The 18647-nt window shown below is 60.8% G+C and carries 13 protein-coding genes and 1 tRNA gene; 8 read left to right on the top strand and 6 right to left on the bottom strand.

What is annotated here, in order from left to right; all coding sequences use genetic code 11:
- Nucleotides 1–22 precede the first annotated feature (22 nt).
- Nucleotides 23–886: an alpha/beta fold hydrolase gene (locus tag K3U96_RS05570; RefSeq protein ID WP_220692335.1), complete on the top strand. Its 864-nt coding sequence runs from the start codon at nt 23–25 to the stop codon at nt 884–886.
- 55 nt (nt 887–941) lie between these two features.
- On the top strand, nt 942–1421 hold the full coding sequence (locus K3U96_RS05575; RefSeq protein WP_220692336.1) for a DUF309 domain-containing protein: 480 nt from the start codon (nt 942–944) through the stop codon (nt 1419–1421).
- A gap of 22 nt (nt 1422–1443) precedes the next feature.
- On the opposite strand, the gene K3U96_RS05580 is transcribed toward K3U96_RS05575, so the two are convergent.
- A complete protein-coding gene (locus K3U96_RS05580; RefSeq protein WP_220692337.1) occupies nt 1444–3957 on the bottom strand; it encodes an ATP-binding protein in 2514 nt (837 codons plus the stop codon).
- A 135-nt stretch (nt 3958–4092) separates the two neighbouring features.
- Between K3U96_RS05580 and K3U96_RS05585 the strand changes: the two genes are divergently transcribed.
- The 3 genes from K3U96_RS05585 to K3U96_RS05595 all read left to right on the top strand — a co-directional run bounded on the left by K3U96_RS05585 (nt 4093) and on the right by K3U96_RS05595 (nt 7189).
- Nucleotides 4093–4166 (top strand) — tRNA-Leu (locus tag K3U96_RS05585).
- Nucleotides 4167–4589: 423 nt separating this feature from the next.
- On the top strand, nt 4590–5531 hold the full coding sequence (locus tag K3U96_RS05590; protein WP_230982373.1) for a tyrosine-type recombinase/integrase: 942 nt from the start codon (nt 4590–4592) through the stop codon (nt 5529–5531).
- A gap of 380 nt (nt 5532–5911) precedes the next feature.
- Entirely contained in the window at nt 5912–7189 is a 1278-nt protein-coding gene (locus K3U96_RS05595; protein WP_220692339.1) for a DUF3631 domain-containing protein, read from the top strand.
- A 60-nt stretch (nt 7190–7249) separates the two neighbouring features.
- Here the strand turns inward: K3U96_RS05595 and K3U96_RS05600 are convergent, their stop codons facing one another.
- From K3U96_RS05600 to K3U96_RS05610, 3 genes are all read right to left on the bottom strand, one after another.
- Nucleotides 7250–7462, bottom strand: coding sequence for a helix-turn-helix domain-containing protein (locus K3U96_RS05600; RefSeq protein ID WP_350355535.1), 213 nt, complete (start codon nt 7460–7462; stop codon nt 7250–7252).
- A 27-nt stretch (nt 7463–7489) separates the two neighbouring features.
- Nucleotides 7490–8578 carry a hypothetical protein gene (locus K3U96_RS05605; protein ID WP_220692340.1) on the bottom strand — a complete coding sequence of 363 codons (1089 nt, stop codon included), beginning with the start codon at nt 8576–8578 and terminating at the stop codon, nt 7490–7492.
- A 122-nt stretch (nt 8579–8700) separates the two neighbouring features.
- Complete coding sequence (locus tag K3U96_RS05610) at nt 8701–11448, bottom strand: AAA family ATPase (protein WP_220692341.1); 2748 nt, start codon at nt 11446–11448, stop codon at nt 8701–8703.
- Nucleotides 11449–11787: 339 nt separating this feature from the next.
- On the opposite strand from K3U96_RS05610, the gene K3U96_RS05615 reads away from it, so the two are divergent.
- Both K3U96_RS05615 and K3U96_RS05620 read left to right on the top strand, forming a co-directional pair.
- Nucleotides 11788–14124: a P-loop ATPase, Sll1717 family gene (locus K3U96_RS05615; protein ID WP_220692342.1), complete on the top strand. Its 2337-nt coding sequence runs from the start codon at nt 11788–11790 to the stop codon at nt 14122–14124.
- 26 nt (nt 14125–14150) lie between these two features.
- Nucleotides 14151–14660 carry a GNAT family N-acetyltransferase gene (locus tag K3U96_RS05620; protein ID WP_220692343.1) on the top strand — a complete coding sequence of 170 codons (510 nt, stop codon included), beginning with the start codon at nt 14151–14153 and terminating at the stop codon, nt 14658–14660.
- A gap of 312 nt (nt 14661–14972) precedes the next feature.
- Here the strand turns inward: K3U96_RS05620 and K3U96_RS05625 are convergent, their stop codons facing one another.
- The gene (locus tag K3U96_RS05625; protein WP_230982374.1) at nt 14973–16211 is read right to left on the bottom strand and encodes an autoinducer 2 ABC transporter substrate-binding protein; all 1239 of its coding nucleotides are present in this window, start codon (nt 16209–16211) and stop codon (nt 14973–14975) included.
- Nucleotides 16212–16860: 649 nt separating this feature from the next.
- On the opposite strand from K3U96_RS05625, the gene K3U96_RS26845 reads away from it, so the two are divergent.
- Complete coding sequence (locus K3U96_RS26845; RefSeq protein ID WP_230982375.1) at nt 16861–17004, top strand: acyl-CoA dehydrogenase family protein; 144 nt, start codon at nt 16861–16863, stop codon at nt 17002–17004.
- A 159-nt stretch (nt 17005–17163) separates the two neighbouring features.
- Here K3U96_RS26845 and K3U96_RS05635 read toward each other — a convergent pair whose 3' ends face one another.
- On the bottom strand, nt 17164–18426 hold the full coding sequence (locus K3U96_RS05635) for an amidohydrolase (protein WP_220692344.1): 1263 nt from the start codon (nt 18424–18426) through the stop codon (nt 17164–17166).
- Between the last annotated feature and the right edge of the window lie 221 nt (nt 18427–18647).

Below are 18647 nucleotides of genomic sequence, written 5' to 3' on the forward strand. Positions count from 1 at the left end.
AAGACCTTCCTATAGTCGCGTTATGCCTGCACAACCGCCACAAATCGACGGCGTACGTCGATCGTTCGTCGACGCCCGCGGGGTGCGGTTCCATGTCACCGAGGCAGGCGCGCCAGACGGCCGCCCGGTCCTGGCGCTGCACGGTTGGCCGCAACACCATTGGGTGTACCGCGACCTGCTGGCCGACCCGCCGCCGGGAATGCGGGTCATCGCGCCTGACCTGCCCGGTTACGGCTGGTCGGGACCCGCGCCGCACCGGTGGGCCAAGGACGACGTCGCCGACGACGTGCTTGCGCTGATGGACGCGCTCGGGCTGGATCGGGTGCTGTTGGTGGGCCACGACTGGGGCGGTTTCGTCGGCTATCGGATACTGCTGAGCGCGCCGGAGCGTTTCGACGGCTATCTCGTGATGAACATGGCCCATCCGTGGGTGTCGCCGCGATTGGTGGTGCCTCAACTGTGGCGGTTCTGGTACCAGGTGCTGGTGGCCACGGTCGGCGTGCCGTTGCAGCGCCGCACGCCGTTTCTCGAGCGCGCCTTCGCGTTGTTCTCCCATCTCGACCGGGAGACCGCCCGCATCTACGCCGACCGGTTCCGCGATCCCGTGGTGGCCAGGACCGCCCGAGATACCTACCGGACGTTCTTGCTTCGGGAACTACCCGCGGCCGCGCGTGGGCCCGCACCACCGCGTGCGACCGTACCGATCCGGTGCCTGTTCGGGCTGGGGGACATCGCGGTGCCCGTTGCGTTCGCGGCGCAGGAAACGGCCAACGCCGACGATTACACGTTGGAGACCGTCGATGCGAGCCATTTCATCGTCGACGAGCGGCCAGACCTCGTTCGGGCGAGGCTGATTGCGTTGGCGGACGAGACGGCGCGTTCGTAGCCGCAGGGCCGGTGCGGGACGTCGGCCGGCATATCCTCGAACGACAGGAGGACGGGTGGCAGACCGGGATCGCGACGAGTCGGGCAAGGCGCGCAGCAGCCGGCCCCGCGATGCGCTCGGCAGGCCGCTGCCGCACGGCAGCGACGGGGTGCCGCGCATCCCCGACGACCTGCAGTTGTCGCCGTCGGACTCCCTGACATACGCACAACAGCTGCTGGACGACGGGCTCGCGTTCAACGCCCACGAGGTGCTGGAGGCGGCGTGGAAGAACGCGCCCGACGACGAACGCGACATGTGGCAGGGCTTGGCGCAGCTTGCGGTCGGCATCACCCACATCCAGCGGGGCAACACCGTCGGCGCGGCGACCGTGCTGAGCCGTGCGGCTGAGCGGCTGGCTGACCGGCCCGAGCCCGCCCCGCACGGCATCGACGCCGACGGGCTGATCACCCACGCCCGAGCGCTGATCGACGATCTGGAGCATGGCGCCGACATCGCGGTCGAGCGGCTACGGCCCCGTCTCGGCGGCCGAACGTGAGGTCGTGCGCTCGGGTGTCTGGCTAGCTTTCCTTCGGCGCGGCGGGCAGGTCGATTTCGACGGTCAGGCCGCCGCCGGGGGTGTCCGAAGCGGAAATCGTCCCGCCCATCGCCTCGACGAACCTGCGCGCGACCGAAAGACCAAGGCCGACACCGATACCGACGCCGTCGGCGAACCGCTGGAACGGCGCGAAGATCTGTTCTTCGGTTCCTCGTGGGATGCCCGGGCCTTCGTCGACGACGGCGATGCGCATCCGGTTGCCCACCTTGCCCGCGGTCACCCGGACCATGCTGTCGGGAGCGTAGCGCAGCGAATTGTCGATCACGTTGGCCAGCACGCGCTCGAGCAGGGGACCGTCGGCGAGCACCGCTGCGCCGTCGACGGTCGCCTTTACCCGCTCGACACCACGCCGGGTGAAATCGGTGTTGCCCGTGGTCATCCCGAGCAGTGAGCGTTGGACGGCCTCCTCCAGTTCGATACGCCGAGACTCGGGGCGGATCACCCCGGCGGCAAGGCGGGACGAGTCGAGCAGGTTGCCGACGACGGCCATGAGCTGATCGACCGACTCCTCGCCGGTGGCCAGTAAATCGGCGGTGTCCTGCGCCGGGAAGTCGACGTCACCGCCGCGGACGGAGGGCACCGCCGTCTTGACCGCTGCCAGCGGAGTGCGCAGGCCGTGGGCCACCGATGACGACAGTGAGCGCCACAGTCCGTCGACGGCGACGACGGCGCCGGTCCTGCTGGCGTTTTCGGCTGATTCCCGGCGTTTCACGAGATCGACGGCGTGGTTGGCGACGGTGCTGATCACCCGGCGTTCGCGGGTGGTGAGCGGCGGGCCGGCCAGCAGCATGCAGTATTCGTCGTCGCCGATGTCGACCGCGGTGTCGGCGTCATCGATGTCGGTGCACGGGTCCTTACCCACTTCGGCGACGACGTCGCCGGTGGGGATGTGAACCATGCTCACGGCGCGTTGGAAGTAGGTTTCGCGGATGCGGCCAAGCAATACGTCGATGTCGGTGTCGCGCAGCACCGAATCGGCGAACAGCGAGAGCAGTTCGGCGTCCTGCGACGACCGGCGAGCTTCCCGGGCGCGGTTGACGGAGTGGTCGACGAGACCGGCCGCCAAGATGGCGACGAGCATCAGCACCCCGACGGTGACCCCACTGTCGGTATCGTCAAAGGCGAAGGTGTTCACCGGCGCGACGGAGAAGTAGCTGAGCAGCAGCCCGGACAGCACTGCCGACACCACCGCGGGAACGAGTCCGCCAAGGAATGCGACGGCGAGCACGCCGGTGAAGAACAACGCGCCCTGACCACCGACCCCGAGAAGCCCGTCGGGCAAGAACGCGGTACCCGCCCAGATCGCGACCGGAATCGCCACGGCGGCAAGCCAGGACGTCACGCGGCGCCGCCAAGGCGCGTTACGTGACCCCGAGGTGCCTGCCCCGGCGTCCTCGTGGGTGACCATGTGGACGTCTATGGTGCCTGACTGGCGCACCACGTTCTCGCCGACGCCCTCCTCGAAGATGCGAGCCAATCGCGACCGCCGGGTGCTTCCGATGACCAGTTGGCTGGCGTTGGCGTCGCGGGCGAAGTCGAGCAGCGCCGAGGCGACGTCACCGGCGACGACGGTGTGCATCGTGGCGCCGAGGCTGACGGCGAGGTCGCGCACGGCCTTCCGCTGCTGTGATGAGATCCCGGTGAGGCCCTCGCCCTGGACGACGTGCACGACCTTGAGTTCCGCGCCCGACCTGGAGGCGATTCGAGATGCGCGGCGCACCAGGGTTTCTGACTCGGGTCCACCGGTGACACCGACCACCACCCGTTCGCGGGGGGCCCAGGTTTCGGGGATCTTCTTGTCGGAGCGGTACTTGGACAGTGCGGCGTCGACCTGGTCGGCCAGCCACAGCAGCGCCAATTGGCGTAACGCGGTGAGGTTCTCGACGCGGAAGTAGTTGGACATCGCCGCGTCGACATGCTCTGGCGGGTAGATGTTTCCGTGAGCGAGCCTGCGCTGCAACGCTTGTGGGGTGATGTCCACCAGCTCGATCTGGTCGGCGGCGCGGACGATCTCGTCGGGGATGCGTTCCTTTGGTTCGACGCCGGTGATCTGGCCGGCAACATCGGCGAGGCTCTCCAGGTTCTCGACGCCGACGGTGGTGATCACCGTGATGCCCGCGTTGAGCAACTCCTCGACGTCCTGCCAGCGTTCGGCGTTCTTGCTTCCGGGAGCGTTGGTATGGGCGAGGTCGTCGACGAGCACCACCTTGGGCCGTCGCTCCAGGACCGCGGCCACGTCGAGTTCGGGATAGCGCTCGCCGTCATGCTCGATGAACTGGGGAGGGACCACCTCGATGCCGGCGAGCCGCTGGGCGGTCCTGCGGCGGCCGTGGGTCTGGATGACGGCCGCGACCACGTCGGTGCCGCGCTCGAGGCGCCGGTGCGCCTCGGCCAGCATCGAGTAGGTCTTGCCGACGCCGGGCGCAGCGCCGAGGTAGATGCGCAGGTCCCCACGGTTTCGGCTCAAAATGCCCATAACGGCATTTTCCCTGATGGATCGGGAGCCGGGTACCGTCTCCGACGCCCGGATTGGGTCATCCCAGCTCACAGCGGTGATATCCGTTGATGCCCGTCGGTTCACCGCCAGGTACCGTCGCTGTGCGACGGCGTAGCCCCCATAGCCCAATTGGCAGAGGCAGCGGACTTAAAATCCGCACAGTGTGAGTTCGAGTCTCACTGGGGGCACCGGATACGTCCTGTTCAGGTCCCGTATTGAGTGGGGGGCCGTCCGCGGACGAAACACGCAGTCCGCAGTCAGTCCGCAGCGGTAGCATTGATGCTATGAAGCGTGGGATGCGGGCAGGCGTCGAGGATCGGTGGCATCGTCCTCCGCGACGGGGCGAGAAAGTGCCTTGGCCGGCAGATCAAGAAGGTCCGGGCTCGTGGTGTACCGACCCGAGGCACGGTGACGGCGGCCGGCTCGTTACGACGCTTCGACATGGCCGGGGTAAGCGCTGGCTCGCTCGATGGGTCGACTACGAAGGTCGGGAGCGCACAAAGGCATTCGACCGTAAGGCACAGGCTCAGGCCCATATCAATCAGGTATCCATAGCGATCAATACCGGGGCCTATGCCGATCCTCGGGGCACTGCTGTGACGTTCCGAGTTGTGGCGGAAGAGTGGTTCGGGAATCGGGAGGGCAGCCAGAAGCTGAAACCGAAGACTCTCGCGGGCTATCGCAGTTTGCTTGACGTGGTCGTCTTGCCCAGATGGGGAGACATCAAGTTGAGAGACTTCGACCATGCCGGGCTTCAGGCATGGGTGTCATGGTTGGCCACCAACCCGGCTGCCCGCCACCGTCCAGTCGAGGCCACAGCGGGAAAAGGCCTGTCACCGGCACGTGTAATACAAGCGTTCCAGGTTGTCGACCAGGTACTTAGTTACGCGGTGCGGGCACGCTACATAGCTGCCAACCCAGCCGATGGCGTCGAACTGCCTAGGAAATCAACCCAAGAAGACATCGCCCTGACGCATGAGCAAGTGCGCCAACTGGCGGAAGCGGCGCCTGTCATCCGCACCATGGTTTACCTGCTGGCGTACTGCGGAACGCGATTTGGGGAGATGGCCGCACTACGTGTGGGCGATGTGGACTTGGCCCGACGGCGCATACGTATCGCTCGTTCTGTCACCCGCGTGACCGGCAAGGGACACGTAGAGGGAGACACTAAGACACACCAGGTGCGGGTCGTGCCGATACTGACGCAAACGTTGGTCGACGCCTTGGCCGAAGAGATCCAAAACAGAGAGCCAACCCGATACTTATTCCCTGGTGACGATGGCGGACCCATGACGTTGGGATGGTTCCGCTGGCGATTCGACCAAGCTGCTGCCACTGCCGGGCTTGCAGGCGTCACCCCAAAGACGTTGCGGCACACCGCCGGATCTCTAGCCTTAGCGTCGGGCGCTTCTGTGGTAACAGTGCAGAAGCTCCTAGGGCACCGCAACGCGACAACAACGATGAATGTCTACTCCCATATGCTGCCGGACGACTTCGACACGTTGGCCGCCGCGATGGACACTGCTGTTACCTCGGGTACTTCCGTCTCGTGATACTCATTTGCGCTGGTCAGCTCGTGAGTTTTAGTCGAACAAACGTTCATCACTGTTCTCGCTATGACCACGAAATCCACGGACCGGCCATCAACGACCCGGCTCAACACCCAACAGGCAGCTGACTTTCTGGGAATACCAGCGGCCACACTGCGATGGTTCCGATATCAGGGCGATCGTGGCCCGCGGTCGTATGCCCTAACTCCGAGGCACGTTGTGTATGACTTGACTGACCTTGAAGCATGGGCGGATGACCAGAAGATGAAAACGCAACGCGGAGGCGAACTGTGAGTCTCCAACAGTCGGCTATGCCCGGTTCTCCCGCTGCGGCAGAGATGGCCTTGACCAGGGGTGTTGCGGATGTTGCGGATGTAGCGGATATGAAAGTTACGACCGCCCAGCTCCTCGACGAAATAGAGTCGTACCTAGCGAGGTTCGTGGCCTATCCTTCCGACCATGCCCGCGTTGCTCATGTCCTCTGGATCGTGCATACGTGGTTCATGGACTTGTGGGACAACACGCCGCGACTAGCCTTCATGTCGCCCGAGAAGGAGAGCGGAAAGACAAGGGCTCTGGAAGTGACCGAGGCACTAGTACCCCGGCCGCTCTTCTCTGTCAATGCCACCCCCGCATATATCTACCGGAAAGTGGCTGACCCAAGCGGTCTCCCGACGATTCTGTTTGACGAGATTGACGCTGTTTTCGGTCCGAACGCGAAGGGCAACGAGGAGCTTCGGGCCTTCTTGAACTCGGGTTATAGGCCAGGCGGAACGTCGGGGCGGTGCGTTACGGTCAACAACACAATCACGACTCAGGAGCGGGAGTCTTACTGTGCGGTTGCACTGGCCGGACTGCATGAATTGCCCGACACGATCACCTCTCGTGCTGTCTTAATCCGCATGCGCCGCAGGGCCAAAGGTGAAAAAGTCGAGCCTTGGCGTCGGCGAACGAATGGCCCAGACGGAGCAACGTTAGGTAGGAAGATCGACGAATGGTCGACACAGGCAAAAGTCTTCATTAATCCCTACCCGGAGCTGCCCAGAGGAATAGAGGACCGTAAGGCAGATACGTGGGAGCCACTTCTGGCCGTCGCCGACCTGGCTGGGGAAACGTGGTCCAAGCGTGCCCGTGCTGCCGCAAGGGCATTCGTTTCTGCCTCGCAGGAAGATCCGGACACGGTCGGCGTGCAGCTACTACGTGATCTTCGGACAGTGTTCGGCGATCGGGATTTCATGTACACCCGCGATATCCTTGAATCGCTGGGCAGGTTGCCCGAATCTCGTTGGGCTCACTTCCACCTCACCGGCTCACCGTTGAATGATAGAGATTTGGCCCGAGAGCTTAAGGCGTACGGGGTCCGGTCACGAGATCATCGCCGAGGCGACACGGTCAAAAAGGGATATGACGCTGACGATCTCGCCGACCCATGGGACCGCTATGTGGACGCTTTTCCCGTAGCCGCTACAAGCGCTACAGAAGCTACAACACAGGTCGACGACTCGAGGGGGGTACTGAAAGCACCTCTTGAAGCGGACCAACGTTCATTGCGATCCGTGTGCTCGGCCCCAAGTTGCACTAAGCGCTCGTGGCGGGACGGATTATGCGAGGCGCATCACGGCGAAGCAATCATCCGCAGCGGAAAGTACAACCCACGATGAACCGTGCTCTTACTTCGCAAGAAGGGGCAACTGCCTGACCGGATTGGTCAACATCCGTCGTCACCAGAATCGATTTGTGGGCTTTGCCATGCCATCTAAGTCCGCGATCCGCACCCGCCACATTCGGCCGACACGATACGCAACGACCCTTTGATCGGCGATGAACCGTCTCAAGGTCTTCGTGCTGATCGAGAGGTACGCCGCCCCGCAGGACAAGCTGATGTACTGATTACGCGTGTGTGCCATATCGCAATGTGGGCATTCAACTTTCATCTTTACCGACTGTCTTTTGAAGACCGGTTACGCCAGTAGTGCAGCCAGCGATTCGGTAAGTGTGTCGGGTGTACAGAACGTAACCTCGCTATTAACAACCGGCTTGAGGTCTTCGCCCCATGCGTAGCCCAATCCGTAAGGTTCGTCTTGTAGATCGAGAGCCGGTGCGAAAGCACGCCTATAGGCGAGCAAGTCCAGGGCAGCGGCACGAGCAGAGTCGGCCACCGACCGCTTAATACCTCCCTTGACCTCGATCATCAACCAACGGCTGCTCCCGTCCTTTTCCACCTCTATTACGAGATCAGGAATGAGACCCCCCTTGCTCGTGAAGTGATGCGCCCTTTGCGCTTCCCGATACAAAGAACCGGCCGTGAGCCCAGTTGGTGCGGACTGATACGTCATCTGCAATGTGGCGTCGCCACGATTCGCACGGAAAATCAAGGGCGGCTTGAGAAGTCCAGTAGTTGATGCCTGCCAACCATGTTGTCGGAGAGCCCGGATCGCGTCAAAGGCGCAGTGCAACTCGAGGAGGACGCTGTCTCGGCTTGCGATGAGAGCATCGTTCTCAACGGCCTCTCGAATCGCACTGCGATCCAGTCGAGCGATATAGCGCTGATACAGCTCAACTACGTCGACAGCAGCCTGATAGCGCAGGCGTCCTCTGCCCGTACGCACGCGGCTTATGGTCACGGGTGTGGGTTGATGACGTGGAAGGTCGATCAGTTGGCGGGCCTGCAGCCAACGCGTTGCTTCAGCGACTCTCGTACGTACGAGAGCAGCCGGTCCTTCCATGGTCCCCTTGTGCCACCCAGTCCGCTTACCAAACTCGGCGATCGCAAACAACGCGAACGCGAGCACCTGGTTCTCAGCTGTGTTGTACGCCCGGTGGCTTGGGGCGGTGACGAAGATGTGCGGAATACCTGTCGCTGCCCTATAGGAAAATGTTTCGCTCCATCTGATCGCACCGCGGACTCGTTCGGCACTAGTCTCGACTTCGGTAGCGGTCGTCGTCGAAAGCCGTCGGACAAGTGAAGGCATCTGTTCGAGTAGTCGCCCCACTGGCTCGCTGAGGATGAATTGCAACTGGGCGAGATAGCGGACCTCAGAAGAAGGCATCTGTAGGAGCGTTCCGGCCCAGAGTAGGAGATCCGTTTCCTGAGTTGAAGCTTGGGTGATGTAGCGCCAGATGTCGCGGCGAAGCCTAGAGATGACCTCCTCACGACTCCAAGCCAGAGACTTCACGAGCCTGGCTGCTCGAAGACATCTTCCTCATAAGAATCCTCGAGATCCTGGAGATGTTGGGTATGGCCCTCCGAAAGTTCCAAACCAAGAACGGCATTCAACGTCTGCCGTAGTCGTCTCCTACGGTCGGCGCTACCCATTAATGGTGCGAGTCTTGCATACAGCGAGTCACCGGTCGCGGCATCAATTCCCTCGAACTGAGGTAGGAGATAGCTATAGAAGCCTTCGAAGATAAGTTGGCCGTCATCCGCCTCAGCCAATGCAAGCCGTTCGCGGAGGAACTTGGCAAGATCCATGAACACAGCCGGCCCGACGTCCTTCAGTTCCCGTAGGATCAGAAGCCGTTTGGCGAGCGCCGCTGGCCTCGGCTCGGCTGCAGCCTCCCGGTCGATCAAAGCTTCGAAGACCGACGTGTTCGGAGATGCGACCTCAATGAACGCGAACCGGCGCATCAGTGCGAACGACATCTCGAAAAGCAATGATTTGTCAAATACGTTCATCGTGGCGATGATTCGCCAGGACTGTGGGATCTCGAGCACATCGGCATCTGGCCGTGGGCTTGCAACTCCCTCTGGAACGAGAACGAGGGGTTTGCCCTTTGCCTCGGGGCGGGAATATGGAAGGACTACAGGCTGGCCGGAGAGCACTGTGAAGAGCTGGCCAAAAGCACGGTCGAAGTGCGCACGGTTCAGTTCATCGATAAGGAGCCATTCTTTCTTTCGAATCGCTTGAAGGAAGTGTCCCTCTTCAAAGTCGAGCGTGTCTGGTCCTGTTGGGCGCAGCCCACCGATCGTCTCGTACGTGGTCCAATCGGCAGTTGCCGTCGTGGGCATGAACCCAGAACACATGCCGACCTTGTGGGCCGCCGCCGCAACGGCCTGAGCGAGGGTCGTTTTGGCGGTGCCAGGCGGACCCGTCAGGATCACGTGCTTTCCGCTGAGAATTGCCGCAAGGAGTTGTACATAGATCTGTTCATCAAGGGTCAGATTTGCTTTCACGGCTGCCTCGCGGACGCTCTCCAACGTCAACTCCCCGGAAGCTTCTGCGCCACCACCTGATTTGAGCAGTTGGTCGAACTGCTGGCGGCTGATCTGTTGGATCGACGTCTGAGCGTTCCTGGAGGGTCCGTCTCGAAAGCCGATTGGGTGATCGAACGGAACGTACTCTTCAATTTTGGCGACGAAGTCGTCGGGTGAAGGCTGGTCTATTGAAGCGATCCGGCCGTGACCAAAGTAGCTCTGCGACGTACCATCGGATGCTGCCCCTGTCCGGTAGTAAATAAACTGCGCACCAGGTGAATTCGACAGCACTTTCCATGACCCGGAAGAGTTTCGAGTCCAGTGGTAGCGCTGGCCTTCGACGTCATCGTATGGATTGGTGCCGTCTGTCTTTACCTCGCCTTGGTTCAGAATGAAGTAGCGGCCAGTCGTGGATCCGCTCTGCTTCCGCACGATGAGAGGCGTCTGATTCCCTAGCCCACCCAAAGTGACGGGCTCTCCTGATCGAGCAAGAACGTAACCTTCGGTGAGCTCGGAGGGATCAATCTTCTGAAACTCGCTCAACTTCACCCAAAGGCTATGGAACTCAGAGGGATCGTAGTAATTGGGGACGAGGTCATGATCGATTTCGCTTGGGTCTGTTGTGATGTCGAGTAGACGGGTGCGCCAGGTTCCGCCGTCGCGGCTGTAAAGGTAGACAAATGTGTCACTACCGGCAGCGAGTTGGGCATGCAGCTTCTGGAGCCACTCGGATGAGAGTCCGGTTGCGTCTGATGTCTTGCTTCGCCGCCCCCACCAAACCGAGCCATGCTGCTCTGCGACCTCTTCATGACGTTCGATAGTGTCTGGGCGGAAGCCGACGCTCCACTTGAGGACGAGGTCAACGGCCGATGCGTCTGCGCCGCCAAGTACGTCAATAATTCGTTGCGCCGCATTAGGTTTCGTAATCTCGCTGACAGTGCCTTGTTGGCCGAACGAGTCCCGAAGGTCGGGGTCGAATCGTTCATAAGGAATCGCGGTTGCGAGCCACTCGACGGGCAAAGTGTTTCTGGCTGCAACGTCCTCAGCGAAAGCCCCGTCGGTGCGGTACCTGTATTCCCCAGCTGCCCTTCCGACCGCCACGTGGCCGGGATTTGACTTCAGCGGCAGCACAACGAGGTCGCCGACTTTGATCTCATGACGGAACCGCATGATCTGGGTTGCCTGGCTAGCAAGGCTCGCGGGTCGATGTTCGTTGTATGCGCTTTCGATGCGTGCCTTGAGCTGGTCACGGTCGATGACGCCGTCGAGGGACCCCAGTTCGGACCACCCGACGACGGCCACCCCCTCCTCGAGAGCGAGTTTCTCCTGCTCGCCGTCACGTCCAGCCCGCACTAGCCAGACATGAACGCCAGTACTAAGCGTCGAGGTCGTGTTGTCGTCTGCTCTCAAGCTCCGGATCTCGAAACCCAAATCTCGGAGGCGTCGACACACCTCTGCCCCTCCGGACAATCCCCGCTGACTGAGAGGCGTCTCGTGCGGATGCTCGATGTCGTAGGCAATTCCATACAACGCCTTTGACGGGTATTCGTCGCCTTCGTAGACCACGACATAGTCCCGAGCTTCGCGGAAGCCGTGCTCACGGAGAGTAGCTTGACGATCTCCGTCCCTAAGCTGCCGAATCGCTTCGAGGACGCCCTCACGCGTGACTGAAGTGCGCCACCAATCTCGGGCCGCTTCTGAAGTGATTCCCCTGTCCTCCTCCATGGGTCGACGTTAACGCAGCACGCGTCTCTCCAGCTCTGTGTCATGGCGACTTCTTCTATGGAACAGATGTGGCGCAGCAGACATGTCCATGTCACACCTACGACGCGGCACTACTTTGCCTGGGGGAGTACCCCTTGCGGATCTTTGCCGGACACTCAAGCAACAGCGCCGCATCCCCCTAGTTCCCATTTTTCCAGCGAACCGTCTCCTTAGCTGAGGCTGTGATGCCTGCTGAAAACACTCTCGGGAGACGACTACCGCCGCGACGGAATCTGAGAAGATTGCAGACTGTTGCATGCATCACTTCGGGCGAGGGGGAATATGAAGTCAACTGTATTCATGGGGTATCCCGAGAAGCCCAGGGGGCAGGCGGACGTCTTGAGGGCAACCGCTAAGAAACTCAACAGCGCTGGTGTCGTAGCCGCTTTGACGTGGGAAAGCCTCAACGTGGAAGGCACCATAGTCATCTCGGCAATTCTCGAAGCAATTGACAGCGCCGCCATGTGCGTTTTCGATATAACCGCACCGAATCCGAATGTTCTTTTCGAAGCTGGATACGCAATTGGTCGAGGTAAACCGGTCTGGTTGACCATGGATGCTACAGACGCTCGTGCGCAAAGTGACTGGCGTGACTTCGCTTTACTCCGCGAAGTGGGCTACACCGCTTATCAGAACAGCGACGAACTGGTAGGAAAATTTGATTCGCTTGACCCTATTAGCAATCTGCAGGCGTTGTATGACCAGATAATTGAACCGGCCCTACCTGAGCAAGAAACACCTCGAGACTCAGTACTGTACTGCACAACTTTTCAACCTTTCGAGGCGTCGAATCGTTTGAACAATATGATGGAGGCTAGGCAGAGCCGAGGCGAAAAAATTATCGTCGCCGATCCGTCTGAAACAAGTTTAGTCCCTTTAACCTGGTTCGTAAGGCAGATGAGTGCTGCAGCCGGCGTTATAGTCAGTTACGCCGGTCAAAACCGTAAACGTGCCGACCTATACAACAACCGACACGCGTTCATTGCCGGTGTAGCGATGGGCCTAGAAATACCCATTTTGATGCTAGCTGAAGATACGTACGCACCTCCTTTCGATTACGAGGGTCTTCTGCACATTTATGAAACCGCGGAGGAATGCCTAGAGGATGCACGTGAGTGGCTCGGCTCCCTCGAGCTAGATCGTGCGAGTTGGAAGACACCGCGGGTGTCACTGCGAAGTAAGCTAGCAGGCTTGCGTTTCGGCGAGCACGTAGCCGAGAACGAGCGCACTGAGTTGCCGGATTACTTCGTCGAGACGTCCGGTTACCATGAAGTAGTTGCTGCTCGGGACAGCATTTTCATTGGCCATAGAGGCACCGGCAAGACGGCGAACGCGATACAGGCTTTCGATCACTTGGCCGGAAATAAGACCAATCTCGTAATCTTGATCAAGCCGCCCGGCTTCGAATTTCCAGCGATGCTGGCAGTCATTGAGCGCCTGCCGGCTTTCCAACATGACTACTTCTTTGATGCCTTATGGCGGTTCGTAATCCAGACTGAGATTGCAAACGCGGTGCTTCAGCGGCTTGAGCAACGAAGCCAATACGTGCCTTACTCTGCGGATGAACAATCGTTCCTCGACTACGTGCAAGAAGCCCCATTCGTCGTGCGTGCTGAAATGTCCGTACGCCTCGAGCAGGCCCTCGATGCCTTACTGAGTGCACTACCTGAGCAGTCTGACGACTCGAAAAGAAATTTGATCAACGAGGCATTCCACACTAGGGCGCTAGCTGTTCTCCGGTCACGATTGGGTATCGCATTAAAGGACCGCAGCAGGGTCGCTGTGTTTGTAGACAACCTGGATAAAGGTTGGGAACGAAGCGCTAACTTCTCGGTAATGGCGAGGTTTATCCTTGGCCTACTGACAGCACGCGGTCAGATAGTGCTCGACTTTCAACGGGAAGATTACTGGCGGGAGTCGATCAAACTCACCGTTGCAATATTTTTGAGGAGCGACATCTACGCCTACCTGCGAGACGCGGCTAGGGAACCTGACAAATTGCCGATCTCAAATGTTACCTGGAGAGACAGAGCCACGCTGCGACATGTGCTTGAATCTCGATTTCTATTGTCCACCAGCTCTCCGTCGCCTGACAGGCTATGGTCCGAGGTGTTCTGTGATTCTGTGGACGGAGAAGCAACTGCTGATTACATTCTCCGAGTTATCTTGCCTCGCCCACGCGATTTGGTCTTTATTTCCAATGCCGCCGTTGCACATGCAGTTGATCGTGGACATGATCGCGTCGAATCGGAGGACTTCCTATCTGCCAAAGCGACATATTCGCAGTATGCCTACGAGGCCCTGCTGGTGGAAAATGGTGTCACGATTCCTCAGATGGAAGATGTGTTACTGAGCTTTATCGGTGCACCCTCTATCGGAACCTACGCAGATCGCACCGAAATGATTATTCGCTACGGCGGTTTCACCACTGAGCAGGTCCCGCCGTTGATCTCGAAGTTAATTTCAATGTCATTTTTTGGCGTAGAAATAGCCCCGGAAGAATTCGTATTCCCTGAAATCGGTACCGAGATGAAGTTAGCCACGACCAAAGCCGCAAGGTTGCAGTCTGAGGAGGCCGAGCGGAAATTAATGATACATCCGGCCTTTGAAGCGTTCTTGGGCGTCGAGCAGATCTAATCAACGAAATTCGATACAGTTAAGGGATGATCCCGGATGACCTGGTGATTCGGAAACCTGAGCTGACGGACCTTTACCGCGTTGCAATGATGCACATAGAGGCATGGAGAGACTGCTACGCGGGGATGGTACCTCAGAATTATCTTGACGAGCTCGACCCGATCACGTGGATGCACGAATATCGCCGCTTGATGGATATCGGGCGCACAATGCTGTTGGCAGAGTCTGCGGGCACGCCGGTCGGCGTAGCGATATTCGGCAGCAGGACGTTAGGTATCGGCCACGTCGAAATCGATGCTCTCTATATCGCACGTGACAGGCAAGGTGACGGGATCGGCCCACGCTTGCTCCACGAGGTACTCGGTTACCAGGAGTACACAACTGTCTCGTTGGAGTGTGCTACGGATAATCAGAGAGGATGCCGCTTCTGGGAGGCGTCTGGGTTTCGCTTCACCGGCGAAACTGGCAGCTATCCAATTCCCGGCGCCGAAGACTTGCCGACAAACCGGTACATCCGCGACATCAACGGTTCGTGAGGACTTCGGACGACTATCCATAACCGTATGACTGCTGAACTCGCTGAGGCGCCGGAAGAGTACAAGCGATCAGTCCACAGTCCGCACGCAGTCCGCAGAGCACTCGACAGCGGCCAACAACAACCACACTTATTCATACGTATTTACGCAGCGCAGGCCAATATTCTCGATCCGAACCGTTGCGTACCGCTAACTACAATTCACCAAGTAGAGCACTCTTAAAATCCGTCCAGTGTCGGTTCGAGTCCGACTGGGGGCACGGGGAGAGGTCTTCGTAGCGGAAAGCGTCGCCGACGTGATCGAGTGTCCGACTCAGAAAGGGTACTGAGAGACGGTTCTGGCGTCCGCTTCCAGTGCGGCGTTCCCGACGAAGACGTTGTCGTAGCCGTCGAGCTTGGTCAGCGACTCGTAGCCGGGGACGTTCAGATTGGTGCCGGCCTCGATCGGTCGTCCCTGTGCGAGCATCAGCGCGATCTGAAGCGCCGCTTCGCCTGCCATCGCCGGATCCCAAAAGAAGATCCTGTCGATCGCTCCGTCGGCGAGGTACTTGGCTGCCACGGCGGGTACCGCCGTACCCATCACGCAGATCTCGTTCGCCAACCCCGCCTCCCGCACGGCACGTGCGATGCCCGGTGTATCGGTGCTGCCCGACCCCTGAAAGCCCTTGATATTCGGGTACTTCGACAGAACTGTCTTGGCGTTCTCGTAGGCGGTCTGCTCGTTGTTGAAGCTTTCGATCGGGCCTTCTACGCGGGTCATGCCGGGGAACTCGGCGACCTGCATGTCGTATGCGGCGTTCACCCACTGCATGTGAGTCTTCGCGGCCAGGCTCTGGACGAACTGGACGTAGCTTCCCTGCCCACCCATGCATTGGGCGAGGCTCTGGACGATCTGCCTACCGAAGGCTGCGTTGTCGAAGGCCTCGATGTCGACGTCGACGTTCTGGATTCCGGTGGCTTCGTGCGAGACGACTTTGATGCCCTGGGCGCGGGCCTGACCCAGGACGTCCTCCAGCGACTCCGGTGAGTTGGGCACCACGGTGATGGCGGTCGGGCGACGCGGGATCAGGTCCGCCACGATCTGAACCTGCTTCTCCGGGCTGGTGTCGTCGCCGCCCTCCTGGCTCGTCTGGACGCCGGTGCGTTTCGCGAAGTTCTGGTCGCCCACGGCCATCCGATCGAACCAGGGGATTCCTTCGATCTTGACGACGTTCACCATCGTCATGTCCTTCGGGTCCGGAGACGCGCCGGCGATGCTGGTCGCCCCGGCAATCAGCGTCGCGGTCACGCCTACCGCGCTGAGAAGGGCAGTTCGCCTGCGTCGCATTGATGACTCCATTCCATGGCCGGGCGGGGCTGAGAAATCCAGACTCGTCCACTTGGTCCCGGTTAGGGGGGGATTGGGCCATCTTCCGGTTTGGGGCGACATCAGCAGTTGATCTCTGCGGCGATAGCGCATCGACAAAGTCGCGAGCTTCCCCTCCCTCGCTACCGTTGCCGTTCGCTCAATGAACTCGACGATGTGATCGACGCCGATGAGTTGGAAGAGCACGAAGCTGAACTTGACCCTGGAGGAAGTGGGCGCACACGTCGCCGCCGCGAACCGGACAGCTCGCCTCGCCAGACTCGACGGCCGCGGTAGCCGCGGATTGCATAACTCAGTTAAGAGCGTCATATGTGTTAGCTGGCGTCTAGTCGCAGCTTGACCGGATGATCAGCGTTTTTACGCAATCTTCGATTTCCGCGGGAGGGGGTTCGCTGCGTCGCCTATATTTCGGTGCATCATCAAGAGCCGTACTGGCAACGCCCAAATCTCTGTCTTACAGTCGATATGGCACTTCGGCGAACCCATTTCGCCTAGTCGCCGAACGCCGGTCCTCTTCACTTAAAATCCGCACAGTCTGGGTTCGAGTCCCAGTGGGGGCACCGTGGAAGAGCGGCGATGGCCCAAAGCTGGGTAGTTGGGTGAGCTGTATGCCGTGCCGGCCGGGGTTTGCCGGCATCTTGACGATGACCACCGGCTCCGATCTGCAGGCCGTCCGCACCACCGCCGTCCGCGTTCGAGCTCGCCGAGTGGAAGGCCAAGGTGCTGGTCGGGAGGACACTGAAGGATAACTGCATTCAGCGCTACCCGGACGGCACCTGAGCGCCGCGACCGCATCGATGGCCAAATTGTGGGGCGCCGAGAGCAGTGCCAGATCGTGGATCGCTGCGTGCAGTTCTGCGGCGGCTACGGCTACATGATGCAATACCCGATCTCCGAGATGTGCGCCGCAGCGCGGGCGCAGAAGATCTGCGCAGGCACCAGCGAGATCATAAGGAACTCATCGGGCGATCCGCTGTGACGGTGGGGGCCCGGTGCTGGTACCACGCGGAACACTGCGGCTGAGCCGGGTCAGCGCGCACAGGTGTCGATCGAGTCGCCGGCCCGCAGGGCGTCGACGAACTCCCGGTGCCCGACACGACGATGGGCCGGCCGTGCGAGTCGTCGGAGACGTAGGTGATCAGGTGGGTGTCGGGGCCAGCCAGGCCATCGCGGCCACCACGAGCGTCTGGGTGCCGGTGTCGAGAGTGGGCTGGATGACGGGGGCGAAGTGTGGCGAGTGGTTTACCGGGATGTCCTGTTGCACCCGACCGCTGTCGACGGCCTGCTGGTAGATCGTCGCGTCGATGCCACCGATCCCCCAATAGGTGTACGGCACGCCGAGAGCCGACGGGATCTCGCCGAAGTCCTCACTTCCGGTGCCCTGCGGTACTTCCCAGCACCGGTCGCCGAAGAACGAGGTGAAGGCTTCCCGAACCCGAGTTGTGGTCGCGACGTCGTTGATGGTCGGGGGGAACCGGTCGAACAGCTCGAACTCCGGATCCTTAGGCGACCCGGAGGCCATGCATTCGGCGGTCACGATCCGCTGGATCGCGGCGAGGACGGCGGTGCGGGTCTGATCACTGTAGGTCCGAATGTTCAACTGCAGCAGCGCAGAATCCGGTATGACGTTGCTCTTGCTCCCGGACGCGATGCTGCCGACGGTCACCACGGCGGAGTCAACGGGTGCAACTTCGCGCGAGACGATGGTCTGTAATCGCACGACGATCATGGCGGCAAGCACCACCGGGTCCACCGAGGACTGCGGCATGGATCCGTGCGCGCCGCGGCCGTGGACCGTGATGCGCATACTGTCCGCGCTGGCCAGGAACGGCCCCGCATGGGTACTGACGGTGCCGGCGGGTAGAGGGAATACGTGCTGTGCGAGCGCGACGTCGACCCGCGGCACAATCGCGGCCAACCCGTCGTCGACCATGCTTCGCGCGCCGTCGGCCGTCTCCTCGGCGGGCTGGAACAACGCGACCACCGTGCCGTGCCAGTGACCGCGCCCGTCGGCAAGCAGTTGCGCCGCACCTAGAAGCGCGGTCACGTGCAGGTCGTGACCGCACGCGTGCATCACCGGAACCTCGTTGCCTTCGGCGTCGTTGGCTCGCACCACGCTGGCGTACTCCAGCCCGGTGGCTTCTCGAACCGGCAAGGCATCCATATCCGCGCGCAGCAGCACCGTGGGACCCGACCCGTTGTCGAGCACTGCGACCACTCCAGTGCCGCCGATGCCCTCGTGCACCTGGTAATCGAGGGAGCGCAGACGCTCAGCGACTGCGCGGGCGGTGGTGAACTCCTGGTGGGACAGCTCTGGGTGCGCGTGCAGATCCCGGTAGCAGTCCTCCTGCCAGGTCCGGATTTCAGGCAGGCCAGCAAGCACGGCTTCCGTGGTGGTCATCGATGTGCTCACGGTGTGCACTCCAGGAGGTCGGCCACCCGCGGGCCGCGGGCGATGTGCTAGGGGGATACCTCCGCGAGGAGGGCCGAAACAATGCGGCGGTCCTTGGGATGCCCGATCGCGGACAGATCAGCGAAAGCCCCGGCAGACGCTCGGAGGGTGCAACACATTATCGACCGCCGGAATGCCGGCTGTGGAACGAAGGCGATTACATCGAGCAG

It is taken from the genome of Mycolicibacterium holsaticum DSM 44478 = JCM 12374, from assembly GCF_019645835.1.
Classification (GTDB): Bacteria; Actinomycetota; Actinomycetes; order Mycobacteriales; family Mycobacteriaceae; genus Mycobacterium; species Mycobacterium holsaticum.

What these genes read in the sequence shown, in the direction of transcription:
- K3U96_RS05570 (WP_220692335.1), top strand. Translation starts at nt 23, where the DNA reads ATGCCTGCACAACCGCCACAAATCGACGGCGTACGTCGATCGTTCGTC.
- K3U96_RS05580 (WP_220692337.1), bottom strand. Translation starts at nt 3,957, where the DNA reads ATGGGCATTTTGAGCCGAAACCGTGGGGACCTGCGCATCTACCTCGGC.
- K3U96_RS05595 (WP_220692339.1), top strand. Translation starts at nt 5,912, where the DNA reads ATGAAAGTTACGACCGCCCAGCTCCTCGACGAAATAGAGTCGTACCTA.
- K3U96_RS05600 (WP_350355535.1), bottom strand. Translation starts at nt 7,462, where the DNA reads ATGAAAGTTGAATGCCCACATTGCGATATGGCACACACGCGTAATCAG.
- K3U96_RS05605 (WP_220692340.1), bottom strand. Translation starts at nt 8,578, where the DNA reads ATGCCTTCTTCTGAGGTCCGCTATCTCGCCCAGTTGCAATTCATCCTC.
- K3U96_RS05610 (WP_220692341.1), bottom strand. Translation starts at nt 11,448, where the DNA reads ATGGAGGAGGACAGGGGAATCACTTCAGAAGCGGCCCGAGATTGGTGG.
- K3U96_RS05615 (WP_220692342.1), top strand. Translation starts at nt 11,788, where the DNA reads ATGGGGTATCCCGAGAAGCCCAGGGGGCAGGCGGACGTCTTGAGGGCA.
- K3U96_RS05620 (WP_220692343.1), top strand. Translation starts at nt 14,151, where the DNA reads ATGATCCCGGATGACCTGGTGATTCGGAAACCTGAGCTGACGGACCTT.
- K3U96_RS05635 (WP_220692344.1), bottom strand. Translation starts at nt 18,426, where the DNA reads ATGACCACCACGGAAGCCGTGCTTGCTGGCCTGCCTGAAATCCGGACC.